The 17,972-nt window shown below is 72.6% G+C and carries 17 protein-coding genes; 7 read left to right on the top strand and 10 right to left on the bottom strand.

The genetic code is table 11. The features are described 5' to 3' along the window. Positions 1-13: 13 nt before the first annotated feature. Entirely contained in the window at positions 14-838 is an 825-nt protein-coding gene (locus F1721_RS11935; RefSeq protein WP_150066691.1) for an SDR family NAD(P)-dependent oxidoreductase, read from the bottom strand. Positions 839-1,115: 277 nt separating this feature from the next. Here F1721_RS11935 and F1721_RS11930 point away from each other — a divergent pair, with 277 nt between their 5' ends. After that, a complete protein-coding gene (locus F1721_RS11930; RefSeq protein WP_150066690.1) occupies positions 1,116-2,285 on the top strand; it encodes a S8 family peptidase in 1,170 nt (389 codons plus the stop codon). 196 nt (positions 2,286-2,481) lie between these two features. Here F1721_RS11930 and F1721_RS11925 read toward each other — a convergent pair whose 3' ends face one another. The 6 genes from F1721_RS11925 to paaI all read right to left on the bottom strand — a co-directional run bounded on the left by F1721_RS11925 (position 2,482) and on the right by paaI (position 7,563). Continuing rightward, on the bottom strand, positions 2,482-2,805 hold the full coding sequence (locus F1721_RS11925) for a hypothetical protein (RefSeq protein WP_150066689.1): 324 nt from the start codon (positions 2,803-2,805) through the stop codon (positions 2,482-2,484). A gap of 100 nt (positions 2,806-2,905) precedes the next feature. Continuing rightward, positions 2,906-3,859 carry a phytoene/squalene synthase family protein gene (locus F1721_RS11920; RefSeq protein ID WP_150066688.1) on the bottom strand — a complete coding sequence of 318 codons (954 nt, stop codon included), beginning with the start codon at positions 3,857-3,859 and terminating at the stop codon, positions 2,906-2,908. 108 nt (positions 3,860-3,967) lie between these two features. Then, positions 3,968-4,606 (bottom strand): hypothetical protein, encoded by a 639-nt coding sequence (locus F1721_RS11915; protein WP_150066687.1) that lies wholly within the window; start codon positions 4,604-4,606, stop codon positions 3,968-3,970. 560 nt (positions 4,607-5,166) lie between these two features. Then, positions 5,167-5,787, bottom strand: a complete 621-nt coding sequence (locus tag F1721_RS11910; protein ID WP_150066686.1) for a TetR/AcrR family transcriptional regulator — start codon at positions 5,785-5,787, stop codon at positions 5,167-5,169. Positions 5,788-5,824: 37 nt separating this feature from the next. After that, positions 5,825-7,165: a phenylacetate--CoA ligase PaaK gene (gene paaK, locus F1721_RS11905; RefSeq protein ID WP_150066685.1), complete on the bottom strand. Its 1,341-nt coding sequence runs from the start codon at positions 7,163-7,165 to the stop codon at positions 5,825-5,827. Then, on the bottom strand, positions 7,162-7,563 hold the full coding sequence (paaI, locus tag F1721_RS11900) for a hydroxyphenylacetyl-CoA thioesterase PaaI (protein ID WP_150066684.1): 402 nt from the start codon (positions 7,561-7,563) through the stop codon (positions 7,162-7,164). Before paaI ends, paaK begins: the two co-directional genes overlap by 4 nt. A gap of 263 nt (positions 7,564-7,826) precedes the next feature. On the opposite strand from paaI, the gene paaZ reads away from it, so the two are divergent. The 6 genes from paaZ to paaE are packed head-to-tail and all read left to right on the top strand — an operon-like array spanning position 7,827 to position 13,675. Continuing rightward, positions 7,827-9,869, top strand: a complete 2,043-nt coding sequence (paaZ, locus tag F1721_RS11895; RefSeq protein ID WP_150066683.1) for a phenylacetic acid degradation bifunctional protein PaaZ — start codon at positions 7,827-7,829, stop codon at positions 9,867-9,869. Positions 9,870-9,871: 2 nt separating this feature from the next. Next, on the top strand, positions 9,872-10,843 hold the full coding sequence (gene paaA / locus F1721_RS11890; RefSeq protein ID WP_150066682.1) for a 1,2-phenylacetyl-CoA epoxidase subunit PaaA: 972 nt from the start codon (positions 9,872-9,874) through the stop codon (positions 10,841-10,843). Further along, a complete protein-coding gene (gene paaB / locus F1721_RS11885; protein WP_093145906.1) occupies positions 10,840-11,151 on the top strand; it encodes a 1,2-phenylacetyl-CoA epoxidase subunit PaaB in 312 nt (103 codons plus the stop codon). The genes paaA and paaB overlap by 4 nt, the downstream gene beginning before the upstream one ends. A 10-nt stretch (positions 11,152-11,161) precedes the next feature. Then, the gene (gene paaC / locus F1721_RS11880; RefSeq protein WP_150066681.1) at positions 11,162-12,052 is read left to right on the top strand and encodes a 1,2-phenylacetyl-CoA epoxidase subunit PaaC; all 891 of its coding nucleotides are present in this window, start codon (positions 11,162-11,164) and stop codon (positions 12,050-12,052) included. Beyond that, the gene (paaD, locus tag F1721_RS11875) at positions 12,046-12,564 is read left to right on the top strand and encodes a 1,2-phenylacetyl-CoA epoxidase subunit PaaD (RefSeq protein ID WP_211840437.1); all 519 of its coding nucleotides are present in this window, start codon (positions 12,046-12,048) and stop codon (positions 12,562-12,564) included. The genes paaC and paaD overlap by 7 nt, the downstream gene beginning before the upstream one ends. Position 12,565: 1 nt before the next feature. Beyond that, a complete protein-coding gene (gene paaE / locus F1721_RS11870) occupies positions 12,566-13,675 on the top strand; it encodes a 1,2-phenylacetyl-CoA epoxidase subunit PaaE (RefSeq protein WP_150066679.1) in 1,110 nt (369 codons plus the stop codon). Between the two features lie 84 nt (positions 13,676-13,759). Here the strand turns inward: paaE and ku are convergent, their stop codons facing one another. The 3 genes from ku to selA form a co-directional block, all read right to left on the bottom strand. Next, entirely contained in the window at positions 13,760-14,722 is a 963-nt protein-coding gene (gene ku, locus F1721_RS11865; protein ID WP_150066678.1) for a non-homologous end joining protein Ku, read from the bottom strand. Positions 14,723-14,822: 100 nt separating this feature from the next. Then, positions 14,823-16,568, bottom strand: coding sequence for a selenocysteine-specific translation elongation factor (selB, locus tag F1721_RS11860; protein WP_150066677.1), 1,746 nt, complete (start codon positions 16,566-16,568; stop codon positions 14,823-14,825). 73 nt (positions 16,569-16,641) lie between these two features. Continuing rightward, on the bottom strand, positions 16,642-17,931 hold the full coding sequence (gene selA, locus F1721_RS11855) for an L-seryl-tRNA(Sec) selenium transferase (protein WP_150066676.1): 1,290 nt from the start codon (positions 17,929-17,931) through the stop codon (positions 16,642-16,644). Between the last annotated feature and the right edge of the window lie 41 nt (positions 17,932-17,972).

Here is a 17,972-nt window from a genome sequence, read left to right as displayed (position 1 = left end):
ACCAGCCCTCCGGTCAGCTTGGGGCCTGCTCGACGAGCTTGTCGGACAGCTCGCGCAACCGGGCCCGGGCCTGCTCGTCGTAAGCCTGCTCGAGCGCCCGGCAGGCGCGTGTTCCATGGAAGTACGAACCGGTGATCTCGTCCAGTCCGGGATCGGCGACCAGGTGCAGCACCGCCTCGACGCCCTCGGCCACCGTGCTCACCGGACTCACCCCGGCCTCGCGGACCATCGCGGTGTTCATGTAGGTCGCCGGGTGCACGGCGTTGACCGTCACCCCGCTGTCGCGCAGCAGCGCGGCCAGGTCGAAGGTGAACATGATCTGCGCGAGCTTGCTCTGCGCGTAGGCGCGGGAGCCCAGGTAGTCGTGGGACAGCATCGGGTCGTCGAAGTCGATCGGGTGCTGACCGGCCGAGGCCACGTTGATCACCCGGGCGGGCGCCGAGGCGACCAGCAGCGGCCGCAGCAACCGGGTCAGGTGGTACCCGGCGAGGTAGTTCACGGCGAAGCGCAGCTCCACGCCGTCCGCGCTGAGCTCGCGCCCGGCACCCGGCGGGCCGGAACCGATCCCGGCGTTGTTCACCAGCACGTCCAGCCGGTCGGTGCACCGCCGGACGGCTTCGGCCAGCTGCCCGACCTGCCGCAGCTCGGCGAAGTCGGCCACCACCGCGGCGTGCTCCGGACCGGCCGCGAGCTCCGCCCGGACCAGCTCGGCGCGTTCGGCGTCGCGGCCGTGGACGAGCACCCGGGAGCCGGAGCTGGCGACCCGGTGCGCGAGGGCCCGGCCCAGGCCGCTGGTGGCACCGGTGATCAGGACGGTTCGCTGCTCGGGATCGCGCACGGTGGACTCCTCGCTTCGCCGATTACCCCCAGTGTGCGCCGCCGCTGCCGCACCGCGCCTGCGCGTCGTGCCGGACGGGCCCCCGTCCGTGGTATCCCGAAGGTGTTGTGTTCAGCGGAAACCGCGGTGGAAGCCGGGAGCCGCAGTACGGAAAGTGCAGGCCTTACCCGGCTGGGTGCTTGTGACGCAACGTAGTGCGCGATACACCTGGGAGCGCTGTGGCGAAATCTGGGAACGCTGTGGCGAGCCACCCAACCTACCGCCGAGGTGAGCGACCATGACCACCAGCGAGCAGAACTCCACCGGACGCTATCTGGTGCTGCTGGAAGACAACGCGACCATCATCGGGACCCGCGAGCTGTCCCGGCTGACCGGCATCCGCTGCGCCAACACCGCCGACGCCGCCGGCGCGGCGCCCGGCGAGCTGTTCCGCAGCGCGGGCGGGATCGTCCTGCACGACCTCGGCGTCGCGCTGATCAGCGCGGACGACGACCAGTTCAGCTCGCTGCAGCGCGCGGCGGGCGAGACCGGGCCGATCGCGGCGATCGAGGCCGAGCGCCGGGTGTTCGCCATCGGCGAGCCGTCGACCTCCGCCGAGGACGGCGAGTTCACCTGGGGCCTGCAGTCGGTGCGCGCCGACCGCAGCCAGCCCACCGGCAAGGACGTCCGGGTCGCGGTGCTCGACACCGGGCTGGACCTCAAGCACCCCGACTTCGCCAACCGCGACATCGTCACCGGCTCCTTCGTCGAGGGCCAGGACGTCCAGGACGGGCACGGCCACGGCACCCACGTGATCGGGACGTCCTGCGGCCCGCGGACCTCCTCGGAGGGCCCCGGCTACGGCATCGCCTCGGAGGCCAGCATCTACGCGGGCAAGGTGCTCGGCGACGACGGCTCGGGCACCGACGGCGGCATCCTGTCCGGCATCCAGTGGGCGATCTCCAACGGCTGCGCGGTGGTGTCGATGTCCCTCGGCGCGCCCACCGAACCCGGTGCGCCGTTCTCCGACGCCTTCGAGAAGGTCGCGCAGCGGGCGATGGAGCGCGGCACGCTGATCATCGCCGCGGCGGGCAACGAGAGCCAGCGGTCGGCCGGCACCATCGCCCCGGTCGGGCACCCGGCGAACTGCCCGTCGATCATGGCCGTCGGCGCGGTCGACCCCCAGCTGCAGATCGCCGACTTCTCCTCCGGCACGGTCGACGAGATCGGCCAGGTCGACCTGGTCGGCCCCGGCGTGGACGTCTACTCCAGCTGGCCGGGCGCGGAGCGCTACCGCAAGCTCAGCGGTACCAGCATGGCCACCCCGCACGTCTCCGGCGTGGCCGCGCTGTACGCCCAGCAGCACGCGGAGCGGGCGTGGGGCCTGTGGGCGCGGCTGTCGCAGACGGCGCGCCGCCTGCCGCTGCCCGCCACCGACGTGGGCGCGGGGCTGGTCCAGGCACCGTGATCGGTTAGACGGCTGAGTCCGCTTCGACCGCAGCCGCGAGGCGGGCCGCAACACCGGCGCGAGCCTGTCGCAAGCCGCAGTCCAGGGAGCGCCCGAGGTTCCGCTACCGGCACCGCCACGGGAACCAATCTGTCCAAGACGAGGGCTGCCTCCGGGGAATCGGCCCGGAGGCAGCCCTCCGCACGTCCCGCGCTGGTCATTCTCCGTCGTAAATGGCCTGCGCGGCGACCTTCGTGCAGTTCCCGAGGTCTTCGGCGGCCGCGGCCGCCTGGTCGAGCGCGACGTGCACCGCCGAGGGCTCGGTGGTGTTGGGTTGCTTGCACGCCGAGGCCAGCCCGTCCAGCTGCCGGGCGAGCCGAGCGCTGGTCGCGGTGATCACGAGCAGCGCCTCCCGCGCCTCGGCGATCGCCTCCGGCGACCGGGCGAGCTCGCGGGCGCTGCGCTCCAACCGGCGACCGGCCTGCTCGATCAGGTCGGAGGTCGTGTCGACGTCCCGCCAGCCCGGCGTTCCGCTGCTCATCTGGTCGCGCTCCCCACAGCGTCGGTTTCCGGCCCGATGCGCCCGAACCGGCGAAGGCCTCACGCAGATGAGTTACCCGAGCGGGCTGATCGACATGCCTTCAGCTGCGCAGGCTCGCCGCGACCACCGCGCTGACCGCCGTCGCGGCCACGCCGAACCGCCGAGGTCCGGACACCGCCACCCGGCGGCGGAACACGTCGTAACCGGACTCCACGATGCAGTCCAGGATTTCGCCGTAGAGCGTGAACGCGGTGCGCACGCAGGGGCGCGAGCGGGGTGCGAGGAGCGCGATGCCGGGTTCCGCGTTGCGGTAGAGCGCGCGGGTGCGCGCCACCTGGTCGGCGAAGGCCTGCCGCACCCGGCGGTCGGGACGTCCGGCGCGGTGGCACCACGCCAGCCGCTCGCGGTCCACGCCGAAGGCGGCCAGCTCCTCCAGCGGCAGGTAGACCCGCCCGCGGTCGAGGTCCTCGGCGACGTCGCGCAGGAAGTTCGTCAGCTGGAAGGCCTCGCCCAGCGCGGCGGCGTAGGGGGCGGCCTCCGCGCTCGGCGACACCGTCCCGAACACCGGCAGCAGCTGGAGCCCGATCACCGCGGCCGACCCGTGCACGTAGGCGTCCAGCGCGGCGCGGGTGGGGTAGTCGCGGACGGTCAGGTCCATCCGCATCGAGGCCATGAAGTCGGTGAACAGCGCCGGGTCGATGTCGTGCCGCGACGTGGTGTCGACCAGCGCGGCGATGATCGGGTGCCGACTGCGCCCGGCGCGCAGACCAGCGCGCAGCTCGCCGTCCAGCCGGTCGATCTCCTGCTGGCGCTCCAGCACCGTGCGCGACCCGGTTTCGTCGACGATGTCGTCGACCCACCGCGCGAACCCGTAGAGCGCGTGCACGGCGGGTCGCTGTGCCGGGGCCAGCAGGCGGGTGGCCAGGAAGTAGGTGCGGCCGTGCTGCGCGTTGAGCGCCCGGCACCGCCGGTAGGCGGCGCGCAGGTGCGGCGGGATGCGGGCGGCGTCGAGCTCGCGGCGCGCTGCCGCCGACGACCTGGTGCCCGTTCCCATACCGGAAATCTCAGCACACGGAGTGCGCAGGTGTGCGCACGGTGGCCGCTCGCGGTGAACCCCGTCACTACCGGGGTCCGATGAGGACGGTCGACCGCGGGGGCGCCCCTACCCGAGCCCGCTCTCGGCGAGGGCCTCGTCCAGGCCGTCGAGCAGCACCACGCCGAGGGTGTTGGCGACCGAGCTGGTCGACAGGTCGGACCGCAACCGCTGCGCCAGCAGCCGCACCCGCCCCGCGTCCGGTTGCTCCTGGCGGGTCGCCTCGCACAGCCGCCGGGCGGTCGACTCGATCTCGACCGTGTCGCCGTAGCGCGCGTGCACCGTCGGCAGGGCCAGCAGCACCACCTTGGCGACCCGCGTCAACCCCGAGTAGTCGATGCGGCGCGGTGTCGTCTCGATCGCCGACCGGGCCTGCGGCACCACCGGCTCGGCCGGGGCGTCCAGCACGGCCACCGACTGCGACCGGGCCCAGGACGTGATGTCGCCGTCGTGCCGACCAGCGCAGATCAGACCGGAGCCGGTGAGCCCGGCCCGGGCGGGCGCGCCCAGCTGCCCCTCACCGCTGGTGGCGATCAGCTCGCGCTCGCGCAGCGCCTGCAGCACGTCGGCCAGCTCGGCCCACGACGGCTGGACCGCGGCGGCCTCGGCCGCCGGGCTGTCGAAGAAGTCCGCGACCTCCGGGCGGAACCGGTGGTCCTCGTAGAGGTACCGGAGGAAGGCGCGAGCGATCGACTCAAGCCGTGACACAATCGCCTCCAAGTGGGTGTGCTCGTCCGCGACGCCTGGGCGAGAGGGAGGAAGGACCGCGGGGCTGTCGAACCGGCGATCGGCGTGCTCACGTCGTCCCGGGCGTGCTCGCGCTGCCCCAGTTCAGCGGATCCACCTCGGCGACCGCCGGGCCCCGAACGGCCACAACGCAGGAAGCCTAAGCGGCCCGGCGGCTAGATCGCAGGGGACTTTTGTCACCCACACGCTGATTTCAGCCGAGTCCGGCGAACCCGGAGCGCAACGACGTCGTGGCGCTTGGGGCCGGTGTGGTTGCAGAGCCGGACCAGGGCTTCCGAGACCGCGTTTTTCCCTGCCGCGCAAGGAAGTTGGAGAACCTCGGCGCTGATGGCCGGTGAGGGAGTTGCCCACGCGGGCGGAGCGGGGGCCGCCGGTCGCGACTCACATCCACCCCTGTCACGACCGGCGGCCTTCGCGAGCGGAATCCCCTCTGCGTTCCGCACGCGCGCGGGCGCTCCAGAACGCCCACGTGATCGAGACCGGCCCGGAGCCCGGGTGTGACGTGAACTGTCGAAGAAATTTCAGGCGGGATTGCGCGCCCCGGTGCGCAGGCCGTCGAACGCGATCTTGGTCACCGCGTCGGCGATCTGCTCGGCGCGCATCCCGCGGCTCGGCTTGTACCACTCGATGATCGAGTTGACCATGCCGAACAGCAGCCTGGTGGTCAGCGCCGGATCGACGTCCGGGCGGATGCTGCCCTCGGCCTCGGCCTGCTCGACCAGCTCGCTGACCACCAGGTCGAACTCGCGGCGCCGGGCCAGCGCCTGCCGCTCGACCCGGGTGTTGCCGCGCACCCGCAGCAGCAGCGTGACGAACGGCAGCTCGGCCACCAGCACCTCGATGCTGCGGCGCACGACGTGCTCGAGCCGGTCGATGGCCCGGCCGGTGGTGGCGGCCTCCTCCTCGACGACCGCGAACAACGCGTCCAGCGCCCGGTTGACGCTCAGCCGCAGCAGCTCGTCCTTGCCAGAGACGTGGTAGTAGATCGCCGACTTGGTGATGCCCAGCCGCTGCGCGAGGACCTCCATGCTGGTGCCCTCGTACCCGCGCTCGTTGAACACGCGCACCGAGACGTCCAGCAGCCTGCCGAGGTCGTACCCCGGTCGACCCCGGCGGTTCCCGCGTCCAGCGTTGTCAGCCATGGCTCCGAGTATTCCAGCCCGTCGACCGGCCGTTCGGTCAGGATTCCCGGCGGTCGACGATCCGCCGCAGCTTGCCCACGGAGCGCTCCAGCGTGTCCGGGTCCACCACGGCGATCTCGGTGCTGATCCCGACGCCGTCCTTGATGGCGCGCAGCAGCTCGGCCGCGGCCGCCTCCCGCCGTGGCGCGGGGCAGTCGGTCCGGGCCTCCACCCGCACGGTCATCTTGTCCATCCGGCCCTCCCGGGTGAGCACCAGCTGGAAGTGCGGGGAGAGCCCGTCGGTGCGCAGCACCAGCTCCTCGATCTGGGTCGGGTAGACGTTGACCCCGCGCAGGATGATCATGTCGTCGCTGCGGCCGGTGATCTTGGCCATCCGCCGCATCGGCCGCGCCGTGCCGGGCAGCAGGCGGGTCAGGTCGCGGGTCCGGTACCGGATGATCGGCATCGCCTCCTTGGTCAGCGAGGTGAACACCAGCTCGCCCTCGCTGCCGTCGGGCAGCACCTCCTCGGTGAACGGGTCGATCACCTCGGGGTAGAAGTGGTCCTCCCAGATGTGCGGGCCGTCCTTGGTCTCCGCGCACTCGTTGGCCACCCCGGGCCCCATCACCTCGGACAGGCCGTAGATGTCGACCGCGTCGAGGTCCAGCCGCTGCTCGATCTCCTGGCGCATCTGCTCGGTCCACGGCTCGGCGCCGAGGATCGCGGTCCGCAGCGAGGTGCTGCGCGGGTCGATGCCCCGCCGCTCGAACTCGTCGATCAGGGTCAGCAGGTAGGACGGCGTGACCATGATGATCTCGGGCTGGAAGTCCTGGATGATCTGCACCTGCCGGGCGGTCATGCCGCCGGAGGCGGGGATGACCGTGCACCCCAGCCGCTCGGCGCCGTAGTGCGCGCCGAGGCCGCCGGTGAACAGCCCGTAGCCGTAGGCGACGTGCACCCGCTGACCGGCCCGGCCGCCCGCCGCGCGGATGGAGCGCGCGACCAGGTCGGCCCAGGTCCGCAGGTCGCCCTCGGTGTAGCCGACCACCGTCGGCTTGCCGGTGGTGCCGCTGGAGGCGTGCAGCCGGCGCACCTGGTCCAGCGGGACCGCGAACATGCCGTACGGGTAGTTCTCCCGCAGGTCCTGCTTGGTGGTGTGCGGGAACTTCGCCAGGTCGGCCAGGCTGCGGCAGTCCTCCGGCCGCACCCCGGCGCGGTCGAACTTCGCCCGGTACAGCGGCACGTTCTCGTAGGCGTGCCGCAGCGTCCGCTGCAGCCGCTCCAGCTGCACCGCGGCCAGCTCGTCGGCCGAGTACCGCTCCGCGGGGTCCAGCTCGGCCGGGTCCGGCGCGGGCCCGAGCCTGCGGGCTGCGGAGTGCTCCTCGGTGGTCGCGGTCATCGCCTTGCTCCCTCGGACTCGCTGGTCGCTGCTGCGCCGATCGTTCGGCTGTGCCCGCGGAACTCGGCGATCAGCTCCTCGCCGCGGTGCACGGAGACGTCGTAGATCCCGCTGCGCCCGAACCGGGTGCGCTCCACCGCGCGGGCCACCAGCTGGTCGCCGAGCCGCGCCGGGCGGATGAAGGTGACGTCCGCGCGGGCCGCGACGGTGGTCGGGCCGTGGCTGTTGCAGGCGCACGCGAAGGTCGTGTCGGCCAGCAGGAAGAGGTAGCCGCCGTGCGCGATCCCGTGCCCGTTCACCATCGTCGCGGTGATCGTCATCCGGGCGCGGGCGGTGCCGCTGCCGACGTCGAGCAGCTCGATGCCCAGCGCCTGCGAAGCGCGGTCCTCGTCGAACATCGCCTGAGCCGGATTGCGCCTCGTCGCGCTGGGTTCCTGCACTGTGCACCGCCTAGCAGCCGAACGAACAGTCAGTAATTAATCCCGGCCGGTGGCGGGCTGTCAAGGGAGTTCGTCCGGAGTGGTCCTGCTGGCTCGGTCAAGGCGGATTTCGCCGCTTCGGGTGGTGTTCCGGGGCGAACGTGCGTGCTACTTTTTCGAATGAACGGTCAGTAAAGGAAATCCAACTCCGGCGGAGGCCGGACGCGAGGAGGTCGGGCTGCATGGCTGCCCTGCGGAGCTACGTCAACGGTGACTGGCACGCGCCTGCGGAGGAGGGCGTGCCGCTGCACGACGCGGTGACCGGTGAAGAGGTCGCGCGGGTCTCCTCGGCCGGGGTCGACATGGCTGCCGCGCTGGCGTACGGCCGCGATCGCGGCGGACCGGCGCTGGCGGAGCTGACCTTCCACCAGCGGGCCGCGCTGCTGAAGAGCCTCGCCTCCCACCTGCGCGAGCACCGGGAGGAGCTGTACGCGCTGTCGGCGCGCACGGGGGCGACGCTCGGCGACTCGAAGTTCGACGTCGACGGCGGGATCGGCGTGCTGTTCGGGTACTCCAGCAAGGGTCGGCGGGAAATGCCGAACAGCACGGTCTACGTCGACGGCGCGGTGGAGCCGCTGAGCAAGGGCGGCACCTTCGTCGGTCAGCACGTCTGCACCCCGCTGCGCGGCGTCGCGGTGCAGATCAACGCGTTCAACTTCCCGGTGTGGGGACCGCTGGAGAAGTTCGCCCCCGCGTTCCTGGCCGGGGTGCCCACCCTGGTCAAACCGGCCAGCCAGACCGCCTACCTGACCCACCGGCTGGTGGAGCTGATGATCGGTTCCGGGCTGCTGCCCGAGGGGACGCTGCAGCTGGTCTGCGGCAGCGTCGGCGACCTGTTCGAGCACCTCACCGACCAGGACCTGGTGTCGTTCACCGGGTCGGCGGCCACCGGGCAGCGGCTGCGCGCGCACCCGGTGGTGGCGGCGAACTCGGTGCGGTTCAACGTGGAGGCGGACTCGCTGAACTGCTCGATCCTGGGCCCGGACGCCGAGCCCGGCAGCGCCGAGTTCGACCTGTTCGTCAAGCAGCTGGTCACCGAGATGACGGTCAAGGCGGGGCAGAAGTGCACCGCGATCCGCCGCGCGCTGGTGCCCGCCGATCGGATGGACGACGTGGTCGCCGCGGTCAAGGCGCGGCTGGAGAAGGTCGTCGTGGGCAACCCGTCCGCACCGGGGGTGCGGATGGGCGCGCTGGCCAGCCTGGAGCAGCGCGAGGAGGTGCGGCGGTCGCTGAAGGCGCTGCTGGAAGCGGGCACCCTCGTGCACGGTGATCCGGAGCGCGTCGAGGTCGTCGACGCGGACCCGGAGCGCGGTGCGTTCCTGTCGCCGCTGCTGGTCCGCTGCGACGACCCGGACCAGCCGCAGCCGCACGAGGTGGAGGCCTTCGGCCCGGTCAGCACGCTGATGCCGTACGAGAGCACGGCGCAGGCGGTCGAGCTCGCGCGGCGGGGCAAGGGCAGCCTGGCCGGATCCGTGGTCAGCGCCGATCCGGCCTTCGCCCGCGAGGTGGTGCTGGGCGCGGCGTCCCGGCACGGCCGGATGCTGGTGCTCAACCGCGACAACGCCGAGGAGAGCACCGGGCACGGCTCGCCGCTGCCCGCGCTGGTCCACGGCGGTCCGGGACGGGCCGGCGGTGGCGAGGAGATGGGCGGGGTGCGCGGCGTCCTGCACCACATGCAGCGCACCGCGGTGCAGGCCGATCCGGCGACGCTGACCGCGATCACCGGGCAGTGGGTGACCGGGAGCCCGCGCACCACCACCGACGTGCACCCGTTCCGCAAGCACCTGGAGGAGCTGCGCATCGGCGACACGGTGGTCGCCGGGCCGCGCCGGGTGACGATGGAGGACGTGGCGCACTTCGCCGAGTTCACCGGCGACACCTTCTACGCCCACACCGACGAGGAGGCGGCCCGGGCCAACCCGTTCTTCGACGGGCGGGTCGCGCACGGCTACCTGGTGGTCTCCTTCGCGGCCGGGCTGTTCGTCGACCCGGACCCGGGCCCGGTGCTGGCCAACTACGGGCTGGAGAACCTCCGGTTCCTCACGCCGACCTACCCGGGCGACGAGATCACCGTGACCATGACCGCCAAGCAGATCACGCCGCGGGTCGGGGCCGAGCACGGCGAGGTCCGCTGGGACGTGGACGTGACCAACCAGGACGGCGCCTCGGTGGCCAAGTACGACGTGCTGACCCTGGTCGCGAAGCGACCGGAGACCCAGGAGTGACCATGACGACCACGGTGCGGGCCGACCAGCTCGGGGACGCCGAGCTGCAGCGGCACTTCGACGAGCGGATCGCCCACGACCAGCGCATCGAGCCGCGCGACTGGATGCCGGAGGGCTACCGCAAGACCCTGGTGCGCCAGATCGCGCAGCACGCGCACTCCGAGATCATCGGCATGCAGCCGGAGGGGAACTGGCTGACCAGGACGCCGAGCCTGCGGCGCAAGGCGATCCTGCTGGCCAAGGTGCAGGACGAGGCCGGGCACGGGCTCTACCTGTACTCCGCGGCCGAAACGCTGGGCGTGGACCGCGCCGAGCTGACCGAGAAGCTCATCGACCGGCGGCAGAAGTACTCGTCGATCTTCAACTACCCGACGCTGACCTTCGCCGACATCGGCGTGATCGGCTGGCTGGTCGACGGGGCGGCGATCTGCAACCAGGTGCCGCTGTGCCGCAGCTCCTTCGGGCCGTACGCGCGGGCGATGGTGCGCATCTGCAAGGAGGAGTCGTTCCACCAGCGGCAGGGCTACGAGCTGCTGATGACGATGATGCGCGGCACCGCCGAGCAGCGGGAGATGGTGCAGGAGGCCACCGACCGGTGGTGGTGGCCATCGCTGATGATGTTCGGTCCGCCCGATGCGGACTCGCCCAACACCCAGCAGTCGATGGCGTGGCGGATCAAGCGGCACACCAACGACGAGCTGCGGCAGAAGTTCGTGGACATGACGGTTCCGCAGGCCGAGGCGCTGGGCGTCACGCTGCCCGACCCGGAGCTGCGCTGGAACGCCGAGCGCGGGCACTACGACTTCGGCGAGCCCGACTGGTCGGAGCTCAAGCGCGTCATCGGCGGCGGTGGGCCGTGCAACGAGCAGCGGCTGGCCCGGCGCCGGGCCGCGCACGAGGAAGGGCAGTGGGTGCGCGAGGCGGCAGCCGCCCACGCCGCCAAGCAAGCCGCACGCGAGGAGGTCGCGCGATGAGTTCGGACGCCGAGGTGGGCGCACCGCGTCCCTCGTGGCCGCTGTTCGAGGTCTTCGTCCGGGGCAAGCGGGGGCTCAACCACGTGCACGTCGGTTCGCTGCACGCCCCGGACGAGCAGATGGCGCTGCACAACGCGCGGAACCTGTACACCCGCCGCAACGAGGGCGTGAGCATCTGGGTGGTGCGGGCGGACGCGATCACCGCGTCCAGCCCGGACGAGAAGGATCCGTTCTTCGCCCCCAGCGGCGACAAGGTGTACCGGCACCCCACCTTCTACCGGATCCCCGACAACGTTCCGCACATGTGAGGTCGGCTCAATGTCGTTCGACAACGCCTACGAGGCGCTGACCGCCGCCGAACCCGACGGCGAGTCCCGCTGGGCATTCGGCACCGGATTCGACGATCCGCTGTCCGGCGTGGACACCGCGCTGCCCGACGACGTCGACGGTGCCGAGTTCAGCCGCTACCTGCTGATGCTCGGCGACGACGCGCTGATCGCCTCGCACCGGCTGACCGAGTGGGTCACCCGCGCGCCGGAGCTGGAGGACGAGCTGGCGCTGGCCAACATCGCGCTGGACCTGCTGGGGCAGGCCAGGCTGCTGCTGACCCGCGCCGGGCAGGCCGACGGCAGCGGGCGCGGGGAGGACGAGCTGGCGTACTTCCGCGACGAGCGGGAGTTCCGCAACGTGCGGCTGGCCGAATCGCCCAACGGGGACTTCGCGGAGACCACCGCGCGGCTGCTGGTGTTCGCCACCTGGCGGCTGGCGCTGTTCACCCGGCTCGCCGAGTCGCGCGACCCGGTGCTGGCGGCGATCGCGGCCAAGGGCGTCAAGGAGCTGACCTACCACCGCGACTACGCGGCACAGTGGACGGTCCGGCTCGGCGACGGCACCGAGGTGTCGCACGCCCGCATGCAGCGGGGGCTCGACGGGGTGTGGCCGCTGGTCGACGAGCTGTTCGCGTCGCACGAGACCGAGCTGCGGATGGACGCGGCCGGGATCGGCGTCGACCCGGCGCAGGCGCGCGCCGAGTTCGACGAGGTGATCGACCAGGTCTGCACCGCGGCGACCCTGCAGCGGCCGGACGTCCCGGCGCTGGCCGGGGTCGGCGGGCGCAGCGGCCGCGACGGCATCCACACCGAGCACCTGGGCTACCTGCTCGCGGAGATGCAGAGCCTGGCCCGAGCACACCCGGAGGCGACGTGGTGACGAGCACGCAGCCGGACCTCCGGCGCGCCCGTGCGGTGGCCGAGTCGGTCACCGATCCGGAGCTGCCGGTGCTGACGCTGGCCGACCTCGGGGTCCTGCGCGACGTGGAGATGACCGACGACGGCACCGTGGTCGTGTCCATCACCCCGACCTACTCGGGATGCCCGGCGATGCGCGAGATGCGCAGCGAGCTGAGCGATCGGCTGCACGAAGCCGGGTTCGCCGAGGTGGAGGTGCGGACGGTGCTGGACCCGCCCTGGACCACCGACTGGATCAGCGAGGCCGGACGGCGCAAGCTCGCCGACTACGGCATCGCCCCACCCGGCGCCGCCCCGCGGCCCCCGGCAGGTCCGGTGCCGTTGACGCTGACGCCGCCGCGCCCGCAGGTCCGGTGCCCGCAATGCGGTTCACCGGACACCGAGCGGGTTTCGCAGTTCAGCTCGACCGCGTGCAAGGCGTTGCGCCGGTGCCGCGCGTGCCACGAGCCTTTCGAGCACATCAAGGAGATCTGACGTGGTCCCTCCCGCCCCCGTCGACGCCCCCGCCCCGGCCGCGGGCCGCCGCCGTCGCACCGAGTTCCACGCGCTGCGCGTCAGCAGCGTGGAGCGGCTGTGCGAGGACGCGGTCGCGGTGAGCTTCGACGTCCCCCCGGAACTGGCCGATGAGTTCGACTTCCGGCCCGGGCAGTCGCTGACGCTGCGCCGCCACGTGGACGGCCGCGAGGAGCGCCGGTCGTACTCGATCTGCGCGCCGCGCGGAGCCGCCCTGCGGATCGGGGTGCGCCAGGTCGCGGGAGGGCTGTTCTCCAACTGGCTGGTGCGGGAGGTCCGGCCCGGCGACCAGGTCGAGGTGCTGCCGCCCACCGGCGGTTTCACCCCGGACCTGACCGCGCACGAGCGGCACGTGTGCATCGCGGCGGGATCGGGGATCACGCCGGTGCTCTCGATCGCGGCGACCGTGCTGCGCGAGACCGACGCGACCGTCACCCTGCTGTACGGCAACCGCCGCAGCGGCACGGTGATGTTCTCCGACGAGCTGGCCGATCTGAAGGACCGCTATCCGAGCCGGCTGGAGCTGGTGCACGTCCTGTCCCGGGAACCACGCGAGTCCGACCTGTTCACCGGCAGGCTGGACGCGGCCAAGATCCGGTCGCTGCTGTCCACCGTGGTGGATGCCGGGGCGGTGGACCAGTGGTGGCTGTGCGGGCCGTACGGGATGGTGACCGACGCCCGGGACGTGCTGCGGGACAGCGGCGTGTCCGGTGAGCGCATCCACCAGGAGCTGTTCTACGTCGAGGACTCCCCACCGGAACCGGCGCACCACGAGGACCCGGCCGTCGAAGGTCCCACCAGCGAGGTGACCGTGGTGCTCGACGGCCGCACGACCCCGATGACGCTGCCCCGCGACGTCCCGGTCCTGGACGCGGCCCAGCGGGTCCGCCCGGACCTGCCGTTCGCCTGCAAGGGCGGGGTCTGCGGCACCTGCCGGGCCAAGGTCACCTGCGGCGAGGTCCGGATGCGCCGCAACTTCGCGCTGGAGGACTCCGAACTGGACCAGGGCTTCGTGCTCACCTGCCAGTCCCTGCCGGCCACCGACGAGGTGACGATCGACTTCGACGCCTGAGCGGCGAACTCGTTCAGCGCGCGGAATTCCGGGACCGGGCATGTGCCGATACGCGGTCGTCACCGCACGCACGACGATCCGGGCTCAGGAGGCCTTGCGGGAACGGCGACCGCCGGTGCCGGTGGGCTTCTCGCTGGCATCGGCGACCGCCTGCTCCAGCTCGGCGCGCTTCATCTTGGAGCGGCCCTTGATCCCGAGCTCCTTCGCGCGGTCGTCCAGCTCGGCCTTGCTGAGCTCGGAGAGGTCCTCCTCCCGGCGCGGCGCACGGCCCTTGCGCGCCTCGTCGACGCTGCGCCGCAGCGCCTCGGTGAGGTCGATGACGTCGGTGGGTTTCGGCGGGGCCTCGGCGGCGGTGATCTCACCGCCGTGGGCCTTCTCCGCGAGCAGCTCCTCGACCTTCGCGGTGTAGGTGTCCTCGTACTCCTCGGGCTCCCACGGTCCGCTCATCGACTCGATGATGGTGGTGGCCATCTGCAGTTCCTTGGCCGACGGACCGGACTGCTCGGGCTGGTCGCCGACGAGGTCGGCGGGATCGCGGATCTCGTCGGCGAAGTACAGCGTGTTCAGCGCCAGCACGTCGGTGTCGGCGCGCACCGCGGTCAGGTACTGCTTGCCGCGCAGCACGAACGTCGCGATGCCCGCCCGTCCGGTGTCCTGCATGGCCCGCCGCAGCAGGTTGTACGGGCGGAAGTGCTCCTTGCTGTTCGGGGCCAGCCAGTAGGTCTTCTGGAAGTGCACCGGGTCGATCTCGGCGAGGTCGACGAAGGTGGTGATGTCGATGGTGCGGGAGCGGCCGGGGGCGATCTCGTCCAGTTCGGACTGCTCGACGGTGATGACCCCGCCGCCGTACTCGCGCCCCTTGACGATGTCGTTGTAGCCGACCTCCTCGCCGGTGCGCTCGTTGACCCGCTTGTACCGGATGCGGTCGGTGGTGCCGCGCTCGTACTGGTGGAACTGCACGGTGTGGTCCTCGGTCGCGGCGTAGAGGCCGACCGGGATGGTCACCAGGCCGAAGTTGATCGAGCCGGTCCAGATCTTGCGCGGCATGGCAGCCTCCCATCGCCCGGCGCCCCGCCGTCCACGATGCGGTCGCGGCGGCAAGATCGCAGAACTCGCCCCGGGCTGTCCCCGGAGTTTCCTGCACCGGTCACCGGGAAACAACGCGGTGCGTGCCGTCGGGAAGCCGCCGCGTCCGACCCCGGCGCGCGAGCAGTTCGAGCAGCGGCACCGCGACGCGCCGCGTGGTGTCCAGCGCTCGCTTCGCCTGGCTGAGCGTGAACGGTTCGGGCAGCGCGTCGAGCCGGTCCACGGCCACCTGCTCGGCGTCGGGCAGCAGCACCAGACCGGGAGCGACACGCAGCAGCGCGCCGACGCGTGCGGCCGCTGCCAGCTCCCGGTCCCCGAGCCCCAAGGCGGAGAGCTCGTCGGCAGTCGGTGCTTGGAACGGGTGGTCGAGCAGCGCCTCGCGGACGGCGGACACCCCGCGCCGGACGTGGTCGGGCAGGTCGGGGCGCTCGTCGTGCAGCCGCCCGGCTCGCAGGGCGATTCCGGCGGTGTCGGCGACCTCCGCCAGCAGCGCCGGATCGGGCAGGTCCAAGGCGCGGCGAGCGGCCTCCGCGGGCATCCCGTCGGCCAGCGGATCATCCCGCCGGTGCTGGGCGAGCAGTTCGGCCAGCCGGGCGGCGAGTGCGGCTCGGTGATCCTCGGAGATCAACCACCGACCCGTCCTGGGCGGGGGAGCCCCCATCGCACGCAGTTCCTCGGCGCGGACCACGCGTCGTCGACGCAGCTCGGCGACGCCGTCGGGGGAGCTGTCCATGGCGGCCAGTTCGGCAGCGCGGGCCCTCGCGGCTCCACGCCTGGTCAACGGCGGTGGGCGCACGTCGAGAACGTCCACGCCGCCGTGGATCCGGTGCCCACCGGGATCGCGCAGCAACGCCCGGTCACCGATGCGCAGCGGCAGCGGGACGTTCGAGGTCAGCCGCGCGTGGTCGGGTCCGAGTGGCCGGACCCGAACCGGAGCGGCAGCAGAGCCGATATGCAGCATGAGTTCCGCGGGCCAGGTCGTCGGCGTTGGGCGGATGCGGACGTCGAAGACCTCGGTGCTCAGCCAGCGGCCCGGGGTCAGCAGTGCGTCGCCGCGCCGGGCTTGGCCGCAGTCGACGCCGCGGAGGTTCACCGCCACCCGGGCCACCGCACCGACCTGCGGTTCGGGTGAGCCGAGGGCTTGCAGGCCGCGAACGGCGCAGGTGATCCCGGCGGGGTGCAGCTGGAGGTGGTCGCCGACGTGCAGGGTTCCCGCGGTGAGCGTGCCGGTCACGACGGTGCCCGCGCCCCGGACGGTGAACACCCGGTCGATCCACAGGCGCACATCGGCGTCGCGGTCGGCCGCCGGGAGCCGGTGGACCAGCGAGTCGAGCTCGGTCCGCAGGGCATCGAGCCCCGCACCGGTCGCGCCGCTGACCGGCACGCAGGGGATTCCGGCGAGCGTCGTACCGGCGAGGTGGTCCGCGGCCTGCTCGCTCGCCGCGCGGGGGTCGGCCAGGTCGCATCGGGTCACCGCGAGCACCCCGTGCCGCACCCCGAGCGCGTTCAAGGCGTCGAGGTGCTCGTCGGATTGCGGCATCCAGCCCTCGTCGGCGGCGACGACGAACAGCACCGCGGGCACCGGACCGACCCCGGCCAGCATGTTCGGCACGAACCGCTCGTGCCCGGGCACGTCCACGAAGGCGGTGGTGCAGCCGTCGGCGAGCCGGGTCCAGGCGAAACCGAGGTCGATGGTCAGCCCGCGGCGCCGCTCCTCCGCCCACCGGTCCGGGTCGGTCCCGGTGAGCTGGCGGACCAGCGTGGACTTGCCGTGGTCGACGTGCCCGGCGGTGGCGATGACGTGCATCGGTGCCTGCCTCGTTCGCGGCCTGGTACGACCACTACGCCACGCCCGGCCCGGCTCCGCCAACGCACCGCCCTCAGGCGACAGCCAGCACCGCACGTCGCAGCTCGTCGTCGTCTTCGGGCGGGACCGCGGCGAGGTCGAGCAGGCACCGGTCGTGCGCGACGCAGCCGAGCACCGGTGTCGCCCCGCCGCGCAGCAGGTCCGCGAAGCGTTCGGGCAGCACGACCGCCGCGCTGGGCAACGTGACGCCCGGTGCGCCACCACCGCCGACGGTCGCTTCGCTGCGCTCGGCGGAGGCGGGAATCCCCGCTGCCCTGAACGCTTCGGCCAAACGCTCGGCGCGGAGCAGCAAGCTCCGCTGATCCCGGCGCAGCGCTTGTTCGACCGGCGTGCGCGGGCCGCGAAGCGTCGCTTCCAGCGCGGCGAGGGTGAGCTTGTCGACGCGCAGCGCCCGCGCGAGCGGGTGGTGGCGCAGCTGCTGGACGATCTCCGCCCGCCCCAGCAGCAGTCCCGCCTGCGGGCCGCCGAGCAGCTTGTCACCGCTGGCCAGGACCAGGTCGGCGCCGTCGGCCAGGGCGCTCGTGGCGTCGGGCTCGTCGGGGAGCACCGGGTGCCGGTGCAGCAGGCCGGAGCCGATGTCGACCACCACCGGCACGCCGATGCCACGCAGCGCGGCGACCGGAACCGCCGAGGTGAAACCGCTGATCACGAAGTTGGACGGGTGGACCTTGAGGACGAACCCGGTGTCCGCGCCCACGGCCGCCCGGTAGTCGTCGAGCCGGACCCGGTTGGTGGTGCCGATCTCCCGCAGTCGCGCGCCGGTCGCGGTGAGCAGTTCGGGCAGCCGGAAACCGTCGCCGATCTCGACCATCTCCCCGCGCGCCAGCACGATCTCGCGCCCCTGCGCGAGCGCGGTGGCGGCCAGCGCGAGCGCCGCGGCACCGTTGTTGACCACGTGGGCGGCTTCAGCCCGGGGCACGGCCGAGAGCAGCGCGGCCAGTGTCGCGGCGCCGCGCGGTCCGCGGCGACCGGTGCTCAGGTCGAGCTCGACGTCGGTGGTCCCGGCGGCCCGCCCGAGCGCGTCGACGGCTGCGCGCGAGAGCGGGGCCCGGCCGAGGTTGGTGTGCAGCAGGACGCCGGTCGCGTTGAGCACCGGTCGGCTGCTCGACGCCGAATCCGGGAGTGCGGCGAGGGTTTCCGCGACGACCTCGGAGGTCGGGATCTCGCCGTCGCGGGCGCGGCGCTGCGCGGTGTGCACGGCCTGCTTGACCAACCGGTGGCCGAGGCGGTCAGCTGCGGCGGCCACCTCCGGGTGGGCCAGCACCCGGTCGGTGCCGGGCACGCGCTGCCGCGGGTCGGCCATGGCCCGCACTATAGGGCGCTCCCGCGCCGGGCGGCGGTCCA

Source organism: Saccharopolyspora hirsuta (assembly GCF_008630535.1).
Lineage (GTDB): Bacteria > Actinomycetota > Actinomycetes > Mycobacteriales > Pseudonocardiaceae > Saccharopolyspora > Saccharopolyspora hirsuta.
Note: the sequence above shows the minus strand (reverse complement) of the source record. Positions and strands in the feature narration are given on the sequence as shown.

What these genes read in the sequence shown, in the direction of transcription:
- paaZ (WP_150066683.1), top strand. Translation starts at nt 7,827, where the DNA reads ATGGCTGCCCTGCGGAGCTACGTCAACGGTGACTGGCACGCGCCTGCG.
- selA (WP_150066676.1), bottom strand. Translation starts at nt 17,931, where the DNA reads ATGGCCGACCCGCGGCAGCGCGTGCCCGGCACCGACCGGGTGCTGGCC.
- paaC (WP_150066681.1), top strand. Translation starts at nt 11,162, where the DNA reads ATGTCGTTCGACAACGCCTACGAGGCGCTGACCGCCGCCGAACCCGAC.
- paaB (WP_093145906.1), top strand. Translation starts at nt 10,840, where the DNA reads ATGAGTTCGGACGCCGAGGTGGGCGCACCGCGTCCCTCGTGGCCGCTG.
- F1721_RS11930 (WP_150066690.1), top strand. Translation starts at nt 1,116, where the DNA reads ATGACCACCAGCGAGCAGAACTCCACCGGACGCTATCTGGTGCTGCTG.
- paaK (WP_150066685.1), bottom strand. Translation starts at nt 7,165, where the DNA reads ATGACCGCGACCACCGAGGAGCACTCCGCAGCCCGCAGGCTCGGGCCC.
- paaI (WP_150066684.1), bottom strand. Translation starts at nt 7,563, where the DNA reads ATGTTCGACGAGGACCGCGCTTCGCAGGCGCTGGGCATCGAGCTGCTC.
- F1721_RS11920 (WP_150066688.1), bottom strand. Translation starts at nt 3,859, where the DNA reads ATGGGAACGGGCACCAGGTCGTCGGCGGCAGCGCGCCGCGAGCTCGAC.
- ku (WP_150066678.1), bottom strand. Translation starts at nt 14,722, where the DNA reads ATGCCGCGCAAGATCTGGACCGGCTCGATCAACTTCGGCCTGGTGACC.
- paaA (WP_150066682.1), top strand. Translation starts at nt 9,872, where the DNA reads ATGACGACCACGGTGCGGGCCGACCAGCTCGGGGACGCCGAGCTGCAG.
- selB (WP_150066677.1), bottom strand. Translation starts at nt 16,568, where the DNA reads ATGCACGTCATCGCCACCGCCGGGCACGTCGACCACGGCAAGTCCACG.
- F1721_RS11925 (WP_150066689.1), bottom strand. Translation starts at nt 2,805, where the DNA reads ATGAGCAGCGGAACGCCGGGCTGGCGGGACGTCGACACGACCTCCGAC.
- F1721_RS11910 (WP_150066686.1), bottom strand. Translation starts at nt 5,787, where the DNA reads ATGGCTGACAACGCTGGACGCGGGAACCGCCGGGGTCGACCGGGGTAC.